Annotated in this window: 19 protein-coding genes; 17 read left to right on the top strand and 2 right to left on the bottom strand. The window is 70.0% G+C overall.

Annotated features, from left to right (window positions below; genetic code table 11):
• Positions 1-28 precede the first annotated feature (28 nt).
• The gene (locus tag AC07GB_RS06570; RefSeq protein WP_478842227.1) at positions 29-604 is read right to left on the bottom strand and encodes an LmbU family transcriptional regulator; all 576 of its coding nucleotides are present in this window, start codon (positions 602-604) and stop codon (positions 29-31) included.
• A 520-nt stretch (positions 605-1,124) separates the two neighbouring features.
• On the opposite strand from AC07GB_RS06570, the gene AC07GB_RS06565 reads away from it, so the two are divergent.
• The 12 genes from AC07GB_RS06565 (at position 1,125) to AC07GB_RS06510 (ending at position 14,547) form a co-directional block, all read left to right on the top strand.
• Positions 1,125-1,364 carry a hypothetical protein gene (locus AC07GB_RS06565; RefSeq protein ID WP_478842225.1) on the top strand — a complete coding sequence of 80 codons (240 nt, stop codon included), beginning with the start codon at positions 1,125-1,127 and terminating at the stop codon, positions 1,362-1,364.
• Positions 1,361-1,849 (top strand): Clp protease N-terminal domain-containing protein, encoded by a 489-nt coding sequence (locus AC07GB_RS06560; protein WP_478842223.1) that lies wholly within the window; start codon positions 1,361-1,363, stop codon positions 1,847-1,849. The genes AC07GB_RS06565 and AC07GB_RS06560 overlap by 4 nt, the downstream gene beginning before the upstream one ends.
• A gap of 312 nt (positions 1,850-2,161) precedes the next feature.
• Positions 2,162-3,127: an ABC transporter ATP-binding protein gene (locus AC07GB_RS06555; protein ID WP_478842220.1), complete on the top strand. Its 966-nt coding sequence runs from the start codon at positions 2,162-2,164 to the stop codon at positions 3,125-3,127.
• Positions 3,124-3,969 (top strand): ABC transporter permease, encoded by an 846-nt coding sequence (locus AC07GB_RS06550; RefSeq protein ID WP_478842218.1) that lies wholly within the window; start codon positions 3,124-3,126, stop codon positions 3,967-3,969. Before AC07GB_RS06555 ends, AC07GB_RS06550 begins: the two co-directional genes overlap by 4 nt.
• A gap of 915 nt (positions 3,970-4,884) precedes the next feature.
• Positions 4,885-5,493 (top strand): response regulator transcription factor, encoded by a 609-nt coding sequence (locus tag AC07GB_RS06545; protein ID WP_478842216.1) that lies wholly within the window; start codon positions 4,885-4,887, stop codon positions 5,491-5,493.
• 271 nt (positions 5,494-5,764) lie between these two features.
• Positions 5,765-6,472: an FMN-binding negative transcriptional regulator gene (locus tag AC07GB_RS06540; protein WP_478842214.1), complete on the top strand. Its 708-nt coding sequence runs from the start codon at positions 5,765-5,767 to the stop codon at positions 6,470-6,472.
• Positions 6,473-6,482: 10 nt separating this feature from the next.
• Positions 6,483-7,178 (top strand): thioesterase II family protein, encoded by a 696-nt coding sequence (locus AC07GB_RS06535; protein ID WP_478842213.1) that lies wholly within the window; start codon positions 6,483-6,485, stop codon positions 7,176-7,178.
• A 13-nt stretch (positions 7,179-7,191) separates the two neighbouring features.
• Complete coding sequence (locus AC07GB_RS06530; protein ID WP_478842211.1) at positions 7,192-8,022, top strand: SDR family oxidoreductase; 831 nt, start codon at positions 7,192-7,194, stop codon at positions 8,020-8,022.
• A gap of 37 nt (positions 8,023-8,059) precedes the next feature.
• The gene (locus AC07GB_RS06525) at positions 8,060-10,987 is read left to right on the top strand and encodes an amino acid adenylation domain-containing protein (RefSeq protein ID WP_478842209.1); all 2,928 of its coding nucleotides are present in this window, start codon (positions 8,060-8,062) and stop codon (positions 10,985-10,987) included.
• Positions 10,988-11,073: 86 nt separating this feature from the next.
• Positions 11,074-12,261: a cytochrome P450 gene (locus AC07GB_RS06520; RefSeq protein ID WP_478842207.1), complete on the top strand. Its 1,188-nt coding sequence runs from the start codon at positions 11,074-11,076 to the stop codon at positions 12,259-12,261.
• Between the two features lie 26 nt (positions 12,262-12,287).
• Positions 12,288-13,478, top strand: a complete 1,191-nt coding sequence (locus AC07GB_RS06515; protein ID WP_478842205.1) for a cytochrome P450 — start codon at positions 12,288-12,290, stop codon at positions 13,476-13,478.
• 16 nt (positions 13,479-13,494) lie between these two features.
• Positions 13,495-14,547 (top strand): methyltransferase, encoded by a 1,053-nt coding sequence (locus AC07GB_RS06510; protein WP_478842203.1) that lies wholly within the window; start codon positions 13,495-13,497, stop codon positions 14,545-14,547.
• Between the two features lie 30 nt (positions 14,548-14,577).
• Here AC07GB_RS06510 and AC07GB_RS06505 read toward each other — a convergent pair whose 3' ends face one another.
• Positions 14,578-15,036 carry a flavin reductase family protein gene (locus AC07GB_RS06505; RefSeq protein WP_478842201.1) on the bottom strand — a complete coding sequence of 153 codons (459 nt, stop codon included), beginning with the start codon at positions 15,034-15,036 and terminating at the stop codon, positions 14,578-14,580.
• Positions 15,037-15,354: 318 nt separating this feature from the next.
• Between AC07GB_RS06505 and AC07GB_RS06500 the strand changes: the two genes are divergently transcribed.
• The 5 genes from AC07GB_RS06500 to AC07GB_RS06480 all read left to right on the top strand — a co-directional run bounded on the left by AC07GB_RS06500 (position 15,355) and on the right by AC07GB_RS06480 (position 20,509).
• Positions 15,355-16,953 carry a tryptophan halogenase family protein gene (locus AC07GB_RS06500; protein WP_478842199.1) on the top strand — a complete coding sequence of 533 codons (1,599 nt, stop codon included), beginning with the start codon at positions 15,355-15,357 and terminating at the stop codon, positions 16,951-16,953.
• A gap of 33 nt (positions 16,954-16,986) precedes the next feature.
• On the top strand, positions 16,987-18,318 hold the full coding sequence (locus tag AC07GB_RS06495; protein ID WP_478842197.1) for a cation:proton antiporter: 1,332 nt from the start codon (positions 16,987-16,989) through the stop codon (positions 18,316-18,318).
• A 142-nt stretch (positions 18,319-18,460) separates the two neighbouring features.
• The gene (locus tag AC07GB_RS06490) at positions 18,461-19,027 is read left to right on the top strand and encodes a hypothetical protein (protein ID WP_478842195.1); all 567 of its coding nucleotides are present in this window, start codon (positions 18,461-18,463) and stop codon (positions 19,025-19,027) included.
• Positions 19,028-19,057: 30 nt separating this feature from the next.
• The gene (locus AC07GB_RS06485) at positions 19,058-19,474 is read left to right on the top strand and encodes a VOC family protein (protein ID WP_478842193.1); all 417 of its coding nucleotides are present in this window, start codon (positions 19,058-19,060) and stop codon (positions 19,472-19,474) included.
• A gap of 156 nt (positions 19,475-19,630) precedes the next feature.
• Positions 19,631-20,509, top strand: coding sequence for an RNA polymerase sigma factor SigF (locus AC07GB_RS06480; protein ID WP_478842191.1), 879 nt, complete (start codon positions 19,631-19,633; stop codon positions 20,507-20,509).
• The last annotated feature ends 85 nt before the right edge of the window (positions 20,510-20,594 follow it).

The following is a 20,594-nucleotide window of genomic DNA, read 5'->3' as shown; positions in this document are numbered from 1 at the left end:
ACGGCGCCGGGCCGCAGGGCGTATGCCGTCATTCCACGGCGACGGCCGCTTCGTCGAGCACTTTGGCCATCCAGTCCTGGAGCGGCATGCCGACCGCGGCCGCGGCGTGCGTCCACAGGTCCTTCCGGCCGGCGTCCAGGCTCATGACGAACTTTATGGATTTCTCTTCCGGTGCTTCGATGGCCGTCCCCTGGGTCTGGCGCAGTTCCTTACGCAGCCGCCGGGTCGACCATTTCTCTCTTTCCGCCTGTTTCAGCCAGCGGTCCTGGTCCGCTTTCGGCAGGGCGGCCACCTCGGCGTGGTGCTGGAGGCTCAGTGCGTCGCGACGCCGGGAGGGCGGGAATCTCCGGGCCACCCAGGCGTAATTCCGCAGGGTCTTGTAGTCGAGCGTCGTCTCGTCGAGAACGACGCGATATCGCTCGGGGAACCTGTTCTCCCCGTACACCAGCCAGTCGCCGAGCCACCAACCGGAAGAGTTGGAGATCATGGTCAGGTTGCATCCGATGTGGCGCCAGGATTCGAAGGTCAGGCCCGCGGGTATGCGAAGCTCGGCCCGGCGCGTCTGGATGCCGACATCGTTGCCGAGTCCTGCCGTGACGAACATTCTGTCCCTGTTCCCCGCCGCCGTGGGTCGCGTCGTATGCGAGCCACGCGTGCCGCCGGACCGGTTTCCGGCCCTCGGGTCGGTCAGTGCCAGGTCCATGTTTCTCTCCACTGGTCAAGGTGATGAGAGTTCCAGGTCACAGCTCCGAATGGCTACGGGAGCGTCGAGGGGAGACCTCGAGCGAAAGTGGAACCCGGATAAATGAGTAATCGTCCCTCCGTTTTGTGGTGCGCGCATATGAACGTGCGTAGGGGAATTGCGACTGGGCACAGTATGCACGAGTCAAACGCATATACGCCATTGCGAACTTCATGCGTTGGTCGTGAAATTCTCATGGGAAAAGCATGAATCGGTCCCGGCGCCCGGAGGATGATCGTCCGGTCGCGACCGCCCCCGGCGGGCCCTCGCCTGACCCCTGCCGGACCCCGGGGTCGGCGCTCAGGGGCCGCGTCCTGTCCTCCGGCCACCCCGCTAAGCAACCTGATTTGACAAGCCTCCTTAGTCAACCTAGGTTGCTTACATGGCGAGTGTGAGTGAGAGGGCCGTGTCACAGGACCCCGCCGAGCAGCTGGCGGCGGTGGTGGCGCTGCGGCGACTGGCCGATCAGATGGAGGACTCCGCGGTGGAGAAGGCCATGCGGACGGGCTGGAGCTGGCTGGAAGTCGCCGAGGCGCTCGGTGTGACACGCCAAGCGGTCCACAAGAAGCATGCCCGGCGTCTGATCGATGTCGGGGTCGAGTTGAAGAGGAGGATGAAGTGAAGCGACAGCTCTTCGACGACTACGCCGGAGCCATCATGGAAGCCGGCGCGCGCGAGGCCCAGCAGGCGGGCTCCGTGACCATCGAAGCGGAGCATCTGCTCCTGTCGATCGCCGCCGAGCGCGACAGCGCGGCGGGGCGGGCGCTCGGCGCGGCCGGGCTCGACCCCGGGACGATCCGTGAGGCGCTGCGGCAGGAGTTCCGGGCGAGCCTGGAGGTGGCGGGCGTGTCGATCGCCGAGCGCGACCTGCCCGTGCCGCGGGTGTCCACCGCGCCGCCCTCGAAGATGGGGCAGTCCGCCAAGCTGGCCCTGGAGCGCGGCGTGACGGCCGTCCAGAACAAGAAGGACCTGCGGCCCGGCCACCTGCTCCTCGGCATCCTGCGACTGGAGCACGGCACGGTCCCGCGCGCCCTGTCCGTCGCGGGAGTCGACCGCGGTGCCCTGAGGCAGCGCGTCGAGCAGTCGCTGCGCGACGACGAGGCCTAGACGAGCGGGCCTGGGCGGCCAGGCCGAGACGTACACGCCCGGCGGTCGGCGTTCCTGCCCCCGCCAGTAACCCTGGCGCCCAACGGCCGCGCACACCCAGCGAATTGACTATGAGTCAGCTCGGGCTCCGGAGCCCGACCTCTGGGCACCGCCACCGCGCTCGCGGTGGCCTTCCCCGCCGCCCCGCGTACGCGAGAGAGCGCCGCGCCTCCCCGCAGGCCGCCCCGCGGCAGCCCACCCCACCCATGTTCCGGCCGACCGGCCACGGCGTCGGCCACCGCCACGACCCACCTTCCTCAAGGGACGGCCCCGATGGACGACTTACACCACGACACGAGAGGCAAGCCGATGAAACCGAGCGACGAAGTCGCCCTGAAGGTGGACGGGCTGCGCATGCGCTACGGCACCAACGACGTCCTCAAAGGCGTGAACTTCCAGGCGCGCAAGGGCGAAGTGCTGGTCATGCTCGGCCCCAACGGAGCCGGCAAGACCACCACCATCGAGATCCTCGAAGGGTTCCGGAAGCGGTCGGCCGGACAGGTCGACGTCCTCGGGGTCGACCCGGAGCACGGCGACGAGGCCTGGTGGGCCCGCGTGGGCATCGTCCTGCAATCCTGGCGCGACCACGCGAAGTGGCGGGTGCGCGAACTCCTCGCCCACATGGGCACCTACTACGCCGCCTACGCCACGCCGGAAACCCAACGCCCCTGGGACGTAACGGAGTTGATCGACCACGTCGGCCTGACGGAGCACGCCGACAAACAGGTCAGGATGCTCTCCGGCGGACAGCGCCGACGCCTCGACGTGGCGATCGGCCTGGTCGGCCGCCCCGAGATCCTGTTCCTCGACGAGCCCACCGCGGGCTTCGACCCGGAGGCACGGCGCACGTTCCACGACCTCATCCTGGACGTCGTCGCGACGCAGGAGACCACGATCATGCTCACCACGCACGATCTGGCCGAGGCGGAGAAGCTCGCCGACCGCATCATCATCCTCAACGAGGGCCGGATCGTCGCCGACGGCACGGCCGGCGAACTCGCCGAGCAGTTCGTCGGCGAGGACGAGGTGCGCTGGTCCATCGAGGGCCAGCGGTACGTGCGGTCGGTGAGCGACTCCACGCGGTTCGTCCGCGAGCTGTTCGAGCGGCACGGCGCGGCCGTCGCCAACCTCGAAGTCCACCGGTCCTCCCTGGAGGACACCTATCTGTTCCTGGTGCGCCGGGCCGAATCCGGCCGAACCGAGACCCGCGCCGACGACGTGAAGGTGCCGACGCCATGAATCCCGCCACGACACCCATGCGCTCCGGGCTCTCCCGCGGCCTGATCGAGCTGCGCCAGGCGTTCGCCCCCTCCGAGCTGATCAACCAGCTGCTGTGGCCCGTGCTCACCCTCACGGCCGTCTTCTTCCTGCGCAACAAGGAATTCCAGGACAGCGGATTCAAGCTGGGCACCCTCGTGATGCCCGGTGTACTCGGCATGTTCATCGCCCTGGGCATGCTCCTCATGATCCAGTACCTCACCGTGGAGCGCGAGGACGGGACCCTGCTGCGCGCCAAGGCGCTGCCGCACGGCATCCGCGCCTACTTCCTGGGCAAACTCGTGACCACGTCCGGGTCGATCGTGGTCTACCTCGCGATCCTGCTGATCCCCGGGACGTTCATCGTCGAGGGGCTGCGGCTCGACGCGGTGAGCGCCTGGCTCACCCTGGCCTGGGTGCTGGCCCTGGGGCTCGTGGCCACGCAGTCCATCGGGGCCGTGCTCGGCGCCCTCGTCTCCAACCCGCGGGCGGCGGGCGCCATGTCGGTCCCGGTCATGGGCCTGATCGGCATCTCCGGGATCTTCTACCCGATCACCTCGCTGCCGGACTGGCTCCAGTGGGTCGCCCAGATCTTCCCCGTGTACTGGCTCGGCCTGGGCATGCGCTCCGCGCTGCTGCCCGAGGACATGGTCGTGGTCGAGATCAACGACTCCTGGCGGCACTTGGAGACCCTCGGCGTCCTCAGCGCGTGGGCGGCCCTGGGACTGATCCTCGCTCCGCTCGTCCTGGGCCGGATGGCGCGGCGCCAGTCGGGGGCCCGCGTCGCGGAGTACCGCGAGATGGCCCTGCAACGCACCGGCTGAAACCGGGCGGAGGCGATCGCTCACCACGGTCGGGGCAGCCGGGACACCGGCCGCCCCGACCGTCGTTCATCCCGTCCACGCGGGCCGCGGCCGGAACGGACCCAACGGCACGCGGCCTGAGAAACATGAGTCGTGAACGAAATTGCGGGGCCGCCGATACGACGTCACCGGGCGGCAATGAGCCACATGCCGCACCAGAATTCCCGGGGGGCATCGCGCTTCCCCGAAGACATCGGCCATGGCATCATGGACAGTCACCTGGAGCCCTTTCACGGTACATCGAGGTACGGGTAGTGAGACCTCGACCACCGAGGGGCTCCATGCTCGTTCCCGGTCCGGTGTCGCGCTCGCGTGACCGGCGCCCGCCGCTCACTCCGGGCATGACGTCCCGCTCGTTCGGATCACGTTCGCTGATATCACCCCGGCACGGAGATTCTGAGAAGCTCTGAGAAGAGGGGAGTTGCACACATAGTGATCAGCCTGTCTGCCGCTCGTACCGGCATCAGCCGCGGTGGCGCCGCCGCGAGGATCCCGTGCACGCCGACCACTCGGATTTCCGCCCCACAGCGATCGATCCGTCCGGAGACCCGCCCGAAGGCCACGGCTTTCGGACGCCTTTTTGATCACACGGGGAAAATCTGATGACGACACCGAGCCGAGTCGTGATCCTCTCTCTCGAAAGAACCACCCACGCGTTTCGAGACAACGCCTCTTGCGCACGCCGCACCGCCTCCCACGGGACACGCCGACCAGCGTGGTCCGGTTGACGGACGCATCGATCAAACGGCAGAGCGTTCAACAGTGGGCCCGCGCAGGCCCACCAGACACCCACGGCCCATCCCGCTCCGGCAGGATTCCCTGACTGCGGTGGCCGTTCCCGGTATGTCCTGTTGAGGCAAGAGGTGAACCATGCGGATGCTGAAAGTACTGGTCGCCGACGAGCAACACATGGTCCGTGGGGCGCTGGTGAATTTACTGGAGACGGAACGTGACCTTCAAGTGGTGGCCAGCATCGGCCGCGGCGAACTCGTCGTGCCCGCCGCCCTGGAATGCCACCCCGATGTCGCGATCATCGACCTCGACATCGCCCGGCTCGACGGCCTGACCCTGGCGGAGACGATGCACGAGGCCCTGCCGACCTGCCGGACGGTGATTCTCTCCGGCCTCGCGCGCCCGGGCGTGCTGCTGCGGGCGCGCACGGCCCACGTGGCCGGCCTGCTGCTCAAGACGGCCCCGTCCGAACGGCTCGCGGAGGCCGTGCGCGAGGTGGCGTCCGGCCATCGCCTCGTCGATCCCCAACTGGCCACGCTCATGTGGGATGTCGGGGAGAATCCGCTGTCCGAGCGGGAGGCCGAAGTCCTGCGCTATGTCGCGCAAGGGGCCGAACCCATAGAGATCGCCACCGCCCTTCAGTTGTCGGTCGGCACGATTCGCAATTACCTGACGGCAGTGGTGGCGAAACTCAATGCGCGCAACAGGGTGGACGCCGTCCGCATCGCGACCGAGACCGGCTGGCTCCCCTGACCGGCGTCGCCCGCAGCCGTCCGCGAAATGATCCTGGTAATGGCAGGCATTCGTCTGTACGGTAACCACGCTCATGCCCCGCGGAAAAGATCCGGGTGCCCCGGGAGACCGGCAGGCAATGACCGCGATCTCCGCACCCGATTCGGGGCCATTCGGCGGAGCGGTCCCCGATGTCCCGGCACCAGGACATCGCCCGGTCTCACCTCACCTGAAGCCCGATCGACCGGGCTGTGGGAGACCGACTCGGCAGCGAGAGCGGAAGGAGCGTCCCGTGTTCGTTCCTCGTGTCTACCGCGAGCCCGAGGAGTCCTGGAAAATAGATCTTGTACGGGGGAACCCGCTCGCCCAATTGGTGAGCAATGGAGCAAACGGAGAGGCCCCGTGGGTGACTCATGTGCCGATCATCATTGACCCCCGGGCGACCGATCCGGTGACCACGCTGTCCGGCGCCACCTTGTGGGGACACATGAACAGCGGGAATCCCCATTGGCTCGCCCTGGGACCGGCCACACCCGTGGCCGTGACATTCAGCGGACCGCACGCCTATGTGTCGCCGACGGTGTACGAGACCCGGCCCGCGGCACCCACCTGGAACTTCACGGCTGTCCATATCACGGGCGTACTGCGTAAGGTTGATTCCGCCGAAGAGACGCTGGCGACGGTGCAGGAGACGGTCCGGGCATACGAGCGTGAATTCGGGGCCGACTGGTCCATGACGGAATCCGTCGAATACTTTCGCCGGATTCTGCCCGGCGTAGGAGCCTTCCGGATCGCCATCTCCCTCGCGGACGGCATGTTCAAGCTCAGCCAGGAGCAACCCCCGCACGTGCGCGAGCGCGTCCGGGCCTCCTTCGCGTGCGAAGCGTCCACCGCCCATCGTGATGTCGCGGCGTTGATGGGCCGACTCGGCACGCAGGACCGCGAAACCGTCTCGGCACGAGGGGCCGCGGCGCCACCACCGTCCACGGGAACGCCTTAGCGAGGAAACCATGACTGTGCCCTTCCCGCTGGTCTGCCTCCCCTTCGCCGGGAGCGGCGCGGGCTTCTACCGCGCCTGGAGCAAGAGACAGGACCACGGTGTCACGGTGCTGCCCGTGCAACTGCCGGGCCGCGAGGAGCTGTTCTGCGAGGAGCCGTTCACCGACGTCGTCGAGGCCGCCGCCGCGCTCGCCCCGCAGGTGGCCGAACTCGTCGCCGACGTACCCCGGTTCGGCCTCTTCGGGCACAGCCTCGGCGCCGTACTCTCGTACGAGATCGCCCGTGAACTCGGCAGACTCGGCCGGGCCGGCCTCGCCCACCTCTACGTCAGCGGCTCTCCCGGGCCCTGGACCGGACGCGACGACCGGGCCACGGGCCTGGACGACGACCAGTTCCTCGCCCGCGTCCAGGACTTCGCCGGATACCGGCACGCGGCGTTCGACGACCCGGACCTGCGCGACCTGCTGCTGCCCCCGCTCCGCGCCGACGTGGCCATGCACGAGAACTACAAGCCCTCGTCGAACGAACCGCTCGACGTGCCGGTGACGGCGCTGCGCGGCGCCGAGGACGCGCTCGTCACCAGGGAGCACGCGCGGCAGTGGCGCGAGGTCACCAGGGGACCGTTCAGCTACCGCGAATTCCCCGGCGGGCACATGTACCTGACCGACGGGCCCGACGCCCTGCTGCGGGCCCTCGGCCGCGACTGAACCGGGCGCGGGCATGGGCAGGTCACTCGAAGGCAAAGTCGTCGTGATCACGGGAGCCGCCCGCGGCATCGGCCGCGCGTGTGCCGTCCGGTTCGCCCGCGAGGGCGCCGACCTCGCGCTCCTCGACATCGCCGCGGACCTGCCGGGCGTCTGCTACCCCCTCGGCGGCCCCGAGCAGCTCGGCCACACCGCGACCCTGTGCGAGCGGGAAGGCGGCGCGGTCCTCACCGCGGCGGTCGACGTGCGTGATCCGGCGGCCGTCCAGGCGGCCGTCGCCGAGGCCCTCGACCGGTTCGGCTCGCTCGACGGGCTGGTCAACAACGCGGGCATCGCGGCACCGGCCGGCGTCCCGGTCCACGAGATCGCCGAGTCCGACTGGGCGCTCATGCTCGACGTCAACCTCTCCGGCGCCTGGCGCATGATCAAGGCCGTCGCCCCGGCCATGGTGGAGCGGGGAAGCGGCAGCATCGTCAACGTCTCCTCGACCGCGGGCCTCGTCGGCTACCGCGACTTCGGCGGATACGTCACCGCCAAGCACGGCCTCGTCGGCCTGACCAAGGCGGCGGCCCTCGACTACGCGCCCCACCGGGTCCGGGTCAACGCGCTGTGCCCCGGCTCCGTACGCGACGATCCGCTGGTCGAGGGGCGGATGCTCCGGGAGATCGGGCACGCGCTGCGGCTGCCGGACGACGAGCACGAGCAGCTCTTCCTGAGGGACCAGCCGATGAACGCCCTCGTCGAGCCCGCCGACGTCGCCGCCGCCGCGCTGTGGCTGACCGGGGACGAATCCCCGCGGGTGACGGGCACCGTGCTCACCGTCGACGCGGGTTTCACCAGCAGGTGAGCGGCCGAGACCACTCCGACACGGCAGGGGGCCGGGCATGGCGACGACGACCGGGACACCGCCGCGCGCGGCCGGGGGAGCGAGGCCCCCGGCCGCACTCCACGACCTGCCGCCCTTCCGGCACGCCCGGCCCGAACAGGGCCGCGCCTGCCACGCGTTGATCGTACGGCTGCCCTGCGCGGTCCGGCCGGAGGAGGTCCATCAGCGGTGGGACACCGCCCTGCGGCTGCGGCCCGCGCTGCACGGCTCGCGGCTGTGGGAGACGGCCGTTCCGGCGCCGCCCGAGGCACCGTGCGCCCGCGAGCGGACGCGCCGCGAGGCGCTCCGCCCCGTGCGCGAGGCCTCACCGCCCCTGCGCGCGGTCCTGCTGCGGTACGCCGACGACAGCGCCGACCTCGTGCTCGTGGCCCGGCGCTCCCGCGTCCCCCACGCCGTCCTCGACCAGCTCGCCGACCTCCTGGTCACCGGCTCGCCACCCGGCCCGCCCCTGGAACTTGCCGACAGGGAGGAGCCCCCGCCGCCGCGGGCGCGGTGCGCCGGCCTCCCCTGGGGGCTGCCCGACCCCGGACGCGCCGGTACCGCTCAGGTACGCCCGCTGGCCCTGCCCGTGCCCGCAGGAGGAGGCGGCAGACGGCTGATCGTCGGCGCCGTGGCGCTCGCCCTGGCCCGCTACTCCGGCGCCACGACGGCCGAGGTGGGCCGGCTCGACGCGGTCCTCGCCCCCGGCCCCGTCACGGCCGTCACCCTGGACGGGATCGACGAGGACCGGAGCCTGGCCGACCACCTCGCCCAGGTCGACGCCGCGCTCGGCGCCGCCCCCGACGCGACGGCATGGACTGAACAGCCTGGCGTGGGCATCGTGTTCTCCCTAAGGCGGGACGACCGGATCCATCTGCCGTTCCAGACACCTCCCTTCCCCTGCACCTTCCAGGTCATGGAGCGGGCCGACGGCTCGGTGGAGGCGTCCTGCTGGTTCGACGAAGGGTCGCTCTGTCCCTCCGTCGCGGCCACGTTCTCCGCCTGCGTCGAGCGGTTGGCCGGGCGCCTCGCCGAAGGAGCTGGGGAGTCCGAAGGCCCGGGAGCCGTGCCGCTGTCGGCGCTTCCCCTCCTGGACGCGGACGAGACGGCCCACGTCCTGCGACTCGGCGGTGCGGGCCACCCGCGCCCCGGGGCCGGTGACGTGCGGATCGAGCAGCGCTTCGAGGAAGTGGCACGGGCACGGCCGGACGCGGTGGCCGTCACGGCCGACGGCACGGAGCTGACCTACCGCCGACTCGACGAGCGCGCCGACGCCGTCGCCGCGGGCCTGCGCGCCCTGGACCTGCCCCCGGCCGGCAAGGTCGGCGTCTGCCTGGACCGTGACGCGTCCCTCGTGATCGCCCTGCTCGGCGTCCTCAAGGCGGGACACGCCTACGTGCCCATGGACCGCGGCTACCCGCCGGAGCGGCTGCGGTACATCGCCGAGAACGCCCAGGTCCCCGTGGTCATCACCGACCACGCCTCGTTCCCGGCGAGCGCCGGGGTGCGCACGGTCGGGCTCGACGACCTGGCCACGGCTGCGGCGACGGTCACGCCTCCGGCCACGGATCGCGGTCACGGGGCGCCACCGCCCCGCTCCGCCGACGACCCCGCGTACGTCATCTACACCTCCGGATCGACGGGCCGCCCCAAAGGAGTCGTCGTCCCCCACCACAATGTCCTCTCCCTCCTCTCCGCCACCGCCCCGGAATTCTCATTCGGCCCCGACGACGTCTGGACGCTTTTCCATTCCGCCGCGTTCGACTTCTCGGTCTGGGAGATCTGGGGCTGTCTGCTGACCGGCGGACGGCTCGTCGTCGTGCCCTATTGGACAGCACGGGACGCCGACGGATTCCGCGCGCTCCTCCTTGCGCAACGCGTCACCGTGCTCAACCAGACTCCTTCGGCGTTCTCCGCACTGGCCCAGGCGGACCGCGGGGCGCGGGACGACCTTCTCGTACGGCTTCTGATATTCGGCGGCGAGCCGCTCGACGTGAAGCTGCTCGCCCCCTGGTTCGCCCGCTATTCCCCCGCGCGTTGCCACGTGGTGAACATGTTCGGAATCACGGAGACCACCGTCCACGTCACCGCGCATTCCGTCACTCCGGCCGATGTGGCGGGAGAATCCCGTTCGGTCGGCCGCCCCCTGCCGGGCTGGTCCGTTTCCGTACGCGATCCCCGCGGCCGGGTGCTCCCCCCGGGAGCGGCGGGGGAGATCCACGTCGGCGGCGCCGGCGTCGCCCACGGCTATCTGGGCAATCCCGAGCTGACGCGGCGGCGCTTCGCCGTGGACGACGTCTCGGGTGAGCGGCTCTATCGCAGCGGCGACAAGGGCCGACTGCGCCCCGACGGCCGGCTCGACCACCTGGGCCGCCTCGACGACCAGGTCAAGATCCGCGGTCACCGCATCGAACTGGGCGAGATCCGGTCCGTCCTGACGGCCGACCCCCGGGTGGGCGCGGCCGTCGTCACGGTGACCCAGGCCGCCGCGGCCGACCGCGCGAGCAGCCGCATCGACGGCTACGTAGTGCTCGTCGAGCCCTGCGACCCCCGGCAGATCCTCGCCGACGCCCGCCGGGTCCTGCCGGACTACATGACCCCGACGACCCTCACCGCGGTCCCCTCGATCCCGCTCACCACCAACGGCAAGCCGGACCTGGCCCGGCTCCCGGCGCCCGCCACCCGCGCCGCACAGCACTCCCGCGCGGTACGGGACGACGACGTGGCGGGGCGGGTCCTCGCCATCTGGAGCCACTGCCTGGACACCGACGCGACCGCCGACGACAACTTCTTCGAACTCGGCGGCAACTCGCTGTTGATCCTGCGCGTCATCACCGCCATGCGGGAAAGGGGACTTCCCCGGGTCGCCCCCCGCGACTTCTACGTCAACTCGACCGCGAGCCGATTCATCAAGCTGGTCGAGGAGCGCTGCGCCGACGAGAGTTGAAGCGATTCCTTGACAGCCGCAAGTCCATCTTGAACGATGGGCTGGCCTGCATTTTCAGAGACTCCCCGGAAGGACGTGTTCAATAAATGCACGTTGACGAATGGGACGTCCACCCGAAGCATTTATGGCTGCATGGCCGACGCCCGGGAAAGATCGTGGATTACGACGAGACCCTGAAAATGTGGAACGTGTACGGCTATCCGGAGGCCGTCGAAATCCTCACCCAGCCCTCGGTATTCTCGAACAACTGCGGACGTCTAGACGTGGGCGAGCTGCCCGAGGACATCTGCGCGGGCGACTTCTCGCAGATGGACCCGCCCGAGCACCGCACGGTGCGCGGCCTGGTCGAGTTCGCCTTCACGCCGAAGCTGGTGGCCGACCTGGAGGCCCGCGTCGAGGCCCTCGTCCACGAGATGCTGGACGACCAGGCGGGCAAGGACGGCTTCGACCTGGTGGCCGACCTGGCGACACCGCTGCCGCTGACCGTGATCTGCGAACTCCTCGGAGTGCCGCGCGAGGACCGCGCCCGGATCCACCACTGGTCCCAGAAGATGGTCGACGACTCCGGGGACTTCGAGTCGCCCGAGTCCGCGCAGGAGGACGTGCATGCGCTCCAGCGCGCCTTCGACCTGCTCCGCGAGATGCGCGAGTACTGGACCGGCCTCGCCGAGGTGCGGCGGCGCGAGCCGAGCGAGGACCTGCTCAGCCACCTCGTGCACGCGCAGGTCGAGGGCGAGAAGCTGCGCGAGATCGAGGTGTTCAACATCGCCAACCGCCTGGTGATCAACGGCCACCACAGCACGTCGATGCTCCTCAGCAACACCATGCTGATCCTGGACGCCTTCCCCGAGCAGGCGGCCCGGGTCCGTGCGGACCGCTCCCTCGTGCCCACCACCATCGAGGAGTCACTGCGGTACATCTCGCCCATCTCGGCGGTCGGCAAGGCCACCAACACCGACGCCGTGGTGGCCGGGACCCGCATCCCCAAGGACCAGGTGGTCATGGTGTGGACCGGCGCAGCCAACCGCGACGAGCGCGTCTTCACCGACCCGCACACCTTCGACCCGGCGCGCACCCCCAACCCCCATCTGGGCTTCGGCCGCGGCGTCCACTTCTGCGTGGGCAGGCGCCTGGGACGCATGGTCGCCAAGACCGCGGTGAACGTACTGCTGGACCGGTGCCCGGCCCTGCGCACCGACCCGGACCGTCCCCCCTCGTTCATCCAGATCGCCGACGCCGGAGGCATGGACAGCCTGCCCGTCCTGGTCAACTGACCCATCCAGCGCAGGGAGAGCCCACCATGACCACGGTCGTCGACCGGTGGAACATCCACCCCGAGCACCGCTGGCTGCGCGGCGAACGAGCCGACCCGGCCATCCAGTTCGACGAGACCCAGAACCTGTGGAACGTCTACGGGCACGCCGCGTGCCGGGAGATGCTCAGCGACTACCGGACCTTCTCCTCCGGCACGGCCCGCCTGCTGCCCGTCAGTGTGGACGCCTCCCTCATGGAGGGCGACCTCTCCCAGATGGACCCGCCGGACCACCGCAAGTACCGCAAACTGCTCACCCCCGCGTTCGCACCCAGCCGCATCGCCGCGATGGAGCCGCGGATCGCCGCGATCACCGACGAGCTGCTCGACGCCGTCACGGGCAAACCCGACATCGACCTCGTCGCCGACCTGGCCTATCCGCTGCCGGTCATCGTCGTCGCCGAACTCCTCGGGGTCCCGGCGAGCGACCGCGCCCTGTTCAAGGGCTGGGCGGACAACGTCATCGAGAGCTTCAGCGGTTTCACCTCCCTGGACACCGAGCAGGGGCCCGAGGACATCCGCGAGGGCACGCGGCAGCTGCAACCGCTCCTCGCATACCTGGGCGGGCACATCGCCGAGCGCCGCCGCCGGCCCCGCGAGGACCTGATGAGCGTGCTCGCCACCGCCGAGATCGACGGCGAACGCCTCACCGACAACGAAGCGGTCAACATCGCCAACATCATGCTGATCACCGGGCACATCACCACCTCGATGGTGCTCGGCAACACCGTGCTGTGCCTGGACGCCTACCCCGAACAGGGCCGGCGCGTCCGCGCGGACCGGTCCTTGGTCCCCGGCGCCATCGAGGACGCGCTGCGGCTGCTGCCGCCCGCGACCGTGCTCACCCGCGCCACCGAGACCGAGGCCGAGGTCTGCGGCGTGCGTGTCCCCAAGGACCAGTTGATGTTCCTGTGGCTGGGCGCGGGCAACCGCGACCCCCTGGAGTTCCAGGACCCCGACCGCTTCGACCCCACCAGGGACCCCAACCCGCACTTCGGGTTCGGCGGGGGCATCCACTTCTGCATCGGCGCCGGCCTTGCCCGCCTCGAAGGACGCATCGCCCTGAACGCGCTCCTCGACCGCTTCCCCGTGCTGCGCACCGACCCGGACACGCCGCCCAGCTTCTTCGACACGCCCGACATGATCGGGGTCAACAAGCTTCCCCTCCACACCGTCTGACGAGGGAGCCACCACGATGCAGTCCCCCCTTCCCGCCCTGGTGTCGGGCTATGTGTCCTCGCAGATCGTCCACGCGATGGCGGAACTGGGCCTCGCCGACGCCCTCGCGGACACCCCGCGCGGCTACACCGACCTTGCCGAGCGCACCGGGACCGACCCGGCCGCCCTGCGCCGGCTGCTGCGCGCCCTGGTCGGCCTCGGCCTCGTGGAACAGCTCGACGCCGACCGGTTCGCCCTCACCCCGCTCGGCGGCCAGTTGCGCACCGGGACGCCGGACTCGCTCCGCGACGACGTCCTGCTGTCCGTCACGCCGGAGCTGTGGCAGGCGTGGGGCGCGCTCACCCACGCCGTCCGCACCGGCGAGCCCTGGCGGCACGCCGACACCCGGCTCACGGCCCACGAGTCAGCGCTGCGCGACCCGCGCATGGCGGCGCTGTACCGCGAGGCCAAGGCGCGCGCCTCCCAGGAGTTCACGCCCGGCCTCGCCGAGGTGTACGACTTCTCCCGCTTCCGTACGGTCGTCGACTTCGGCGGCGACGACGGCGCCCTCATGGCCGCGGTCCTGACCTCCGCCCCCGAGGCGCACGGCGTCCTGTACGACCTGCCCGACGCGCTCGACGGCGTCAGGGCCACCCTCGACGCGGCGGGGGTCGGCAAGCGCTGCGACGTCGTCGAGGGCGACGTCACGGCCCACGTCCGTACGGACGCCGACGCCTATCTGCTCAACCACCTGGTCCGGGACGTCGGCGACGACGCGGCGGTCGCCCTGCTCGCCCGGTGCCGGGCCGCCATGGCCCCCGCCGCCCGACTGCTCCTGTTCGAGACCGTGATGCCGCCGCTGCTCACCTCCGCCGACTCCGCGAGCTACGGCCTCACCGACCTCAACAACCTCATCTACACGGGGGGCCGCGAACGCACGGCGGAGGAGTACCAGGCACTCCTGGAAGCGGCGGGGTTCTCCCTCGTCGCGGCCACCGCCGTACCGGCCGCCGAAGGGCTGCCCGACTACCACGTCGTCGAAGCCGCGCCCACGCCCGCCGAAAGCGCCACCGGGGCGGGGGAGAGGTGAGCGATGCGGTACGCGAGTCCAGGACCCGCCTCAGGAGTGCGGCCAGACGCTGTAGCGGCGCAGCCCGTACAACAGCGGCCGGCAGCGCGAGCCGTTGCTCACCCCGTAGACCTCGCCGAACACGATGACGTGATCACCGACGGGCTGCGGCGTACGGGTCCAGCAGTCGGCGACCGCGTGCGCGTCCTGCCGCAGATGCGGACCGGCGCAGTCGCCGTCCAGGTGCCAGGGCACGCGGTCGAACCGGTCCTGGGCGCCCGAAGCGAACAGCTCGGCCGTCGTCTGCGCCTCGGCGTGCAGCAGATTCACCGCGAATTCCCCCCGGTCCACCATGGCCGCCAGCGTCGGGCTCTTCCCGCGCAGGCACACCAGCAGGGTCGGCGGATCGAGCGTGACACTGCATAACGACGAACAGGTCATCCCCCACGGACGGTCGTCGAGATCGAGCGCGGTGACCACGGCCACTCCCGTCGGGAAACCACGCATCATCGCGCGGAATCCCTCACCCCTTGTTGCCGCCCTGTCCCTGTGTTCGATCGACTCTGTCATTCCTGCCCTCTTTCTGCCGGCATCGAGCCAACGGTCGCATGCCACACCCATGAAGGAATCATCAACGGACGTGACGCGGGAGGATTCCGACTGACGGGAACGGAGCATCGCGAAGGGCCAAGCGGTGGCCCGAACGGATCACCGTGGCGCAGTGCCCCAGGCACTGAAGCACAGCGAACGTATCACTGGCCGCCCGGCTCCGAAACCTTCGGATTCCAGCGAGTTCTCTCACACCGCGACCAAGACAAGGAGTGCCCCATGGACGACAACCGCATACGGAGCATCGTAATTCTGGGCGGCGGTACCGCGGGCTGGATGTCGGCGTGCTATCTCGGCAAGGCTCTCGGCCCCCAGGTGAACATCACGCTCCTGGAAGCGCCCGCGATCCCGAGAATCGGCGTGGGCGAGGCGACCATCCCGAACCTGCACAAAGTCTTCTTCGACTTCCTCGGCCTCGCCGAAGAGGAGTGGATGCGCGAGTGCAACGCCAGTTTCAAAGCGGGGATCAGGTTCATCAACTGGCGCACGCCCGGCGTGGGCGAGCGCGCGGCGCGGCCCGGGGCCGGCGGCCGCGCGGACCACTTCGACCACCTCTTCGGGCTGCTCCCCGACCACGAGAACCTGCCGCTCTCGCACTACTGGACGCACCGCCGCGCGTCCGGCGCGACCGAGGAGACCTTCGACCGCGCCTGCTACCTACAGCCCCCGGTGCTCGACCAGAACCTCGCGCCGCGCCACCTCGACGGCACCAGGTGGACGAGCTACGCCTGGCACTTCGACGCGAACCTGGTCGCCGACTACCTGCGCCGCTTCGCCACAGGAAAGCTCGGCGTGGCGCACGTCAAGGACCGCTACACGCACGCCGAGATGGACCACCGAGGATTCGTCACGGCCATCGACACCGAGACCGGCAACCGCCTTGAGGCCGACCTCTTCGTGGACTGTTCCGGTTTCCGCAGCCTGCTGATGAACCAGGTGATGCGTGAGCCGTTCCTGGACATGAGCGACTACCTGCTCAACGACAGCGCGGTCGCCACCGCGGTCCCGAACGACGACGAGAAGGACGGCATCGAGCCCTACACCTCCGCCATCGCGATGTCCTCGGGCTGGACCTGGAAGATTCCCATGCTCGGCAGGTTCGGCACCGGCTACGTCTACTCCAGCCGATTCCAGTCCAAGGATTCGGCGACGGAGGAATTCTGCCGGATGTGGAACCTCGACCCGGAGACGCAGCCGCTCAACCAGATCAAATTCCGGGTGGGCCGCAACCGGCGGGCCTGGGTACGCAACTGCGTCGGCATCGGCCTCTCCTCCTGCTTCGTCGAACCACTGGAGTCCACCGGCATCTACTTCATCTACGCCTCCCTCTACCAGCTGGTGAAGCACTTCCCGGACAAGAACTTCGAGCCGATCATGGTGAAGCGGTTCAACACCGAAGTGGAGAAGATGTTCGACGACACCCGGGACTTCATCCAAGGGCACTTCGGCTTCGCCCCCCGCAATGACACTCCTTTCTGGCGGGCCTGCAAGGAACTCGAATTCTCCGACGACTTCGTCGAGAAGGTGAACATGTACAAGGCGGGCCTGTCCGTGGAGACGCCGGTCGTCGACGAGAACAACTACTACGGCAACTTCGAGGCGGAGTTCCGCAACTTCTGGAACAACTCCAGCTACTACTGCATCTTCACGGGGCTCGGCATGCTCCCGGACCACCCGCTGCCGTCCCTGTCCCTGCGGCGGGAGGCCGTGGAGGCATCCGGCGCCGTCTTCGCCGACATCAAACGCCGGCAGGCCGAACTCGTCGCCACGCTGCCGTCGACGTACGAGTACCTGCGCAGGCTGCACCACGGGCAGTAGCGTCCCGCCGGACCGCGAACGGAGAGCCGGACAGTGAGTACACATGTCGTCGCGGCCGGGTCCTCCTCCGCGACCACGGCGAGCCTGCTGAGCGCGCTGGCCCTCGTGCTCGCCGCCGCCTTCCTCTTCGCCAGGCTCGCCAAGGGCGCCCGGCAGCCCGCGGTCGTCGGTGAGATCGTCGCCGGCATCGCCCTGGGGCCCAGCGTGCTGGGCCTGCTGCCGGGCGACCCGGTCGAGACGCTGTTCCCCGCGGACATCAGGCCCGTCCTCCAGGCCCTGTCCCAACTCGGCCTCGTCCTCTTCATGTTCGGCGTCGGCTATCAGTTCCACACCTCGCACCTGCGGCGACACGGCCGCCGCATCACGGCCGTGTCGCTCAGCTCCGTCGCCCTGCCGTTCGCCCTGGGGGCCGGGCTCGCCGTGGCCCTGGCCCCCTGGTTCGACCGCTCGGACATGAAGACGGACGGCCTGCTGGTGCCGGCGCTGTTCCTCGGGGCCGCGATGTCCATCACCGCGTTCCCGGTACTCGCCCGCATCATCAGCGAACGCGGGCTCCAGAAGGAGCCCATGGGGGCCGTCGCCGTCGCGTGCGCGGCCGTCCAGGACGTCCTCGCCTGGATCATCCTCGCGCTGGTCGTCGCGCTCGCGGACAGCTCCGACCCCTGGCCGCTCGCCCGGATGGCGCTCGCCTCGGCCGCGCTGCTCACCGGCCTGGTCTGGCTCGTCCGGCCCGCCCTGACCTGGGCGCTGGCCCCGGCTCGGCCGTGGTCCGGCGCCCTGGTCACCCACGCCGTGCTCGTCGTGGGGCTGCTCCTGAGCGCCTGGGCGACCGAGGTCATCGGGCTGCACGCGGTGTTCGGGGCCTTCGCCTTCGGGGCCGTCGTGCCCCGGGCCGAGGTCGACGCGAGCGCCCCCGAGATCCCGGAGCGCATCGAGCAGACCAGCCTGCTCCTGCTGCCGGTCTTCTTCGTCGTCACGGGCCTCGCGGTCGACCTCGGCGGACTCGGCGGAAAGGGCGTGGTGATCCTGCTGGCCGTACTCGTGGTGGCGTGCGCGGGGAAGTTCGTCGGCGCCGCGGGCGCGGCACGGCTCACGGGGGCGACCGGACGCGAGGCGGCCGTCCTCGGCACGCTGATGAACGCGCGCGGTCTGACGGAACTCATCATCCTCAACGTCGGCCTCGGCATCGGGGCCCTGGACGGCCAGATGTTCACCGCGATGGTGATGATGGCCGTCGTGACCACCGTCATCACCGGCCCGCTCCTCGACCACTTCCAGCGCCCGCCGAGCCGGCGCGGCACACCCGCAGGCGCGAGCAGGGCCGCCCTGAGCCTCCCGGCCACCTCACCGGACGAGGCCCGCTGACGAGCGGACGTCGGCCTCACCCGGCAGGCCCGGCTCAACCGGCCGGTGCCGTCGTCGGTCGCCCTCGGCCGTCGCCGGGCCGTCGCCCGGGCCGCGTGATCGCTGGTGCCGGTCTGTCGGACCCCTCCGTTAGCCTCGCGCCATGCCTCTCACCGTCGGTCAACTGACCGGATACGTGGACCAGGGACTGGACGCCGACCTGGAGCGCTGGTTCCCCGGTGGGCCGCGCGTCGACGTCCCCGCGTCGATCCGGCCCGTCGAGCCGTTCCTCGCCAGGCTCCCGCGCGACGCGGCCACCGCGTTGGCCGGTTTCGACCGGCGGGTCAGGTCGGGCGCCCTGCCGGGGGTCCTGGACATCGCCGAGTGGTCGTACGGCTTCGACTTCGCGGCCAACGACTGCCGGATCCTCGACTCCGACCACGAGACGGAGCTGTGCGACGACGACGTCTGGTCCATCGGCGCCGACGGCGGGGGCAATTACCACGTGGTGCTCACCGACGGCCGGGTCGCACTGTGGTTCCACGAGGAGGAAATCATCGAGGCGCAGACGCAGTACGACACCCTCGACGTCTTCCTGTGGTCACTCGTGCGGTACCACGCCGTACGCGCCGGTGTCCTCGACCTGGCGGCGGTCGAGGCCGACTTCCGCGCCCTCGGACAGCCCGGGGCCCTCGCGCCGGGGCTCGGGCTCCTCGCCCTGCTGTCCTGATCCCGCCATGGCGCACACAAGGAGGACGGTATGACCGGCCCGACCACCGGGACGCTTCACCACGTCGAGATCTGGGTGCCCGACCTCGACCGCGCCGTCGCCTCCCTCGGCTGGCTCCTGGAAGCCCTCGGCCACACGCGGTTCCAGAGCTGGACCACGGGCCGCAGCTGGCGGCTCGGGTCGACGTACCTGGTCCTGGAGCAGTCCCCGGCCCTCACCGCGGAACGCCACGACCGGTGCCGCCCCGGCCTGAACCACCTGGCGTTCCACGTCGAGGACCACCACGCGGTGGAGGCCCTGGCCGCCGCGGCCCTACGGCACGGCTGGAGCCTGATGTTCCCCGACCGCCACCCGCACGCCGGGGGCGAACAGACCTACGCCGCCTACCTGGAGAACACCGACGGCTTCGAGGTCGAACTCGTCGCCGCCGCCGTGCCGCGCCCCTAGAGGCTGGGCCCCCGTGGCCGTGGCGGGAGAATCGCTCCTGGCTGAAGAAATCCTCTGAACCCGTGTGCATGGAACCGCGAGTGACGGGCAGACGCAGATCACATCCCCCTCGGGGGAGGGGAGAGAGCCAGTGACGTCGAGAGAAGGGTGGAAGGTGTGGCTGCCGCGACAGGCGCAGTGTCCGAGGTCCAGGTGCTCGCAACGCACACCGGCACGGACGGAGAACTGCCACTGATCGAAGCGCCGCTGTCCGTCGAGCCGCGCGACGCCCGGGTGCTCTCCAAGCAGTTCTTCGCACGGCTCGCCGTGCTCGAAGAGGGCACCCATGAATACCAGTACGTCCGTAACACGCTGATCGAGCTGAACCTCTCCCTCGTGCGCTACGCGGCCAGTCGCTATCGCAACCGCGGGGACGACCGGGAGGACATCGTCCAGGTCGGCACGATCGGTCTGATCAAGGCCATCGACCGCTTCGACCTCACGCGCGAAGTGGAGTTCACCACCTTCGCCGTCCCTTACATCGTCGGTGAGATCAAGCGTTTCTTCCGCGACACCAGCTGGGCCGTACACGTGCCGCGCCGCCTCCAGGAGGCCCGCATCGAGCTGGTCAAGGCGACCGAGGAGCTGTCGAGCCGCCTCGACCGGGACCCCACCACGGCCGAGCTGGCCGAGCTGATGTCGCTGCCCGAGGACGAGGTCGTCGAGGCCCGCAAGGCGGCCAACGCCTACACGTCCTCGTCCCTCGACACCACCCTGCTCACCGGCGCGGCGGGCGACGAGAGCGAGGCCGTCCTCGCCGACTTCATCGGCGCCGAGGACACCGGCTACGAACTCGTGGAGGACCTCAACAGCCTGGCGCCGCTGATCAGCGAACTGTCCGAGCGGGACAGGGAGATCGTCCACATGCGGTTCGTGGAGGAGCTGACACAGGCGGAGATCGGCGAGCGGATCGGGGTGTCCCAGATGCAGGTCTCCCGCCTGCTGAACCGCATCCTCAGCCGGCTGCGCGCGGGCCTGCTGCCCGAGGGAGTCTGAACCACCGGCCGGCCACCGGCCGTACGGACAACTGCAAGCGGTGTGCGGTGTTCCCACGCCGCACGACATGAAACGTGGCGGGGCC

It is taken from the genome of Streptomyces sp. NPDC045778, from assembly GCF_056431945.1.
This window is presented reverse-complemented; position numbering and strand designations above follow the sequence as displayed.

Excerpts from the sequence above, each read along its gene's own strand:
- AC07GB_RS06570 (WP_478842227.1), bottom strand. The coding sequence starts at position 604 with ATGTTCGTCACGGCAGGACTCGGCAACGATGTCGGCATCCAGACGCGC.
- AC07GB_RS06565 (WP_478842225.1), top strand. The coding sequence starts at position 1,125 with ATGGCGAGTGTGAGTGAGAGGGCCGTGTCACAGGACCCCGCCGAGCAG.
- AC07GB_RS06555 (WP_478842220.1), top strand. The coding sequence starts at position 2,162 with ATGGACGACTTACACCACGACACGAGAGGCAAGCCGATGAAACCGAGC.
- AC07GB_RS06550 (WP_478842218.1), top strand. The coding sequence starts at position 3,124 with ATGAATCCCGCCACGACACCCATGCGCTCCGGGCTCTCCCGCGGCCTG.
- AC07GB_RS06545 (WP_478842216.1), top strand. The coding sequence starts at position 4,885 with ATGCTGAAAGTACTGGTCGCCGACGAGCAACACATGGTCCGTGGGGCG.
- AC07GB_RS06535 (WP_478842213.1), top strand. The coding sequence starts at position 6,483 with ATGACTGTGCCCTTCCCGCTGGTCTGCCTCCCCTTCGCCGGGAGCGGC.
- AC07GB_RS06530 (WP_478842211.1), top strand. The coding sequence starts at position 7,192 with ATGGGCAGGTCACTCGAAGGCAAAGTCGTCGTGATCACGGGAGCCGCC.
- AC07GB_RS06525 (WP_478842209.1), top strand. The coding sequence starts at position 8,060 with ATGGCGACGACGACCGGGACACCGCCGCGCGCGGCCGGGGGAGCGAGG.
- AC07GB_RS06520 (WP_478842207.1), top strand. The coding sequence starts at position 11,074 with ATGCACGTTGACGAATGGGACGTCCACCCGAAGCATTTATGGCTGCAT.
- AC07GB_RS06515 (WP_478842205.1), top strand. The coding sequence starts at position 12,288 with ATGACCACGGTCGTCGACCGGTGGAACATCCACCCCGAGCACCGCTGG.
- AC07GB_RS06510 (WP_478842203.1), top strand. The coding sequence starts at position 13,495 with ATGCAGTCCCCCCTTCCCGCCCTGGTGTCGGGCTATGTGTCCTCGCAG.
- AC07GB_RS06505 (WP_478842201.1), bottom strand. The coding sequence starts at position 15,036 with ATGATGCGTGGTTTCCCGACGGGAGTGGCCGTGGTCACCGCGCTCGAT.
- AC07GB_RS06500 (WP_478842199.1), top strand. The coding sequence starts at position 15,355 with ATGGACGACAACCGCATACGGAGCATCGTAATTCTGGGCGGCGGTACC.
- AC07GB_RS06490 (WP_478842195.1), top strand. The coding sequence starts at position 18,461 with ATGCCTCTCACCGTCGGTCAACTGACCGGATACGTGGACCAGGGACTG.
- AC07GB_RS06485 (WP_478842193.1), top strand. The coding sequence starts at position 19,058 with ATGACCGGCCCGACCACCGGGACGCTTCACCACGTCGAGATCTGGGTG.